The organism is Vibrio sp. 10N.222.55.C6 (genome assembly GCF_041473395.1).
Taxonomy (GTDB): domain Bacteria; phylum Pseudomonadota; class Gammaproteobacteria; order Enterobacterales; family Vibrionaceae; genus Vibrio; species Vibrio crassostreae_C.
In genome coordinates, this window is sequence record NZ_JBFRSD010000991.1 from 1 (window position 1) to 299 (window position 299).

The following is a 299-nucleotide window of genomic DNA, read 5'->3' on the forward strand; positions in this document are numbered from 1 at the left end:
TGCGGGTATAACCCATATGATATTAACCTAGATCTACATGCTTTAGGGTTATCTCCTAAAGAATGGGAGGCGACTGATAGTAATTTTAATTCAGAGTTATCCAAAGTTAACCCCAAGTTAGAAGTGATCTTTGAGAAGTTGGTGGATAATGCCGAAGCTTTCTACGATCTTACAAATCGTTATTTGCAGATTTGGGGGGAGTTAGGAGAGTTATATGCCGAAATTAACTATGGGATTAAGCGGCATAAACCACATACTAAAGGGTCAGACGGAAAGCTAGGAAATGACTTCATCGAAAT

Annotated in this window: 1 pseudogene; it reads left to right on the forward strand. The window is 38.8% G+C overall.

Annotated elements, in window-relative coordinates:
* A pseudogene (locus AB4486_RS27210) lies at nt 1-299 on the forward strand (hypothetical protein); the annotation flags it as partial.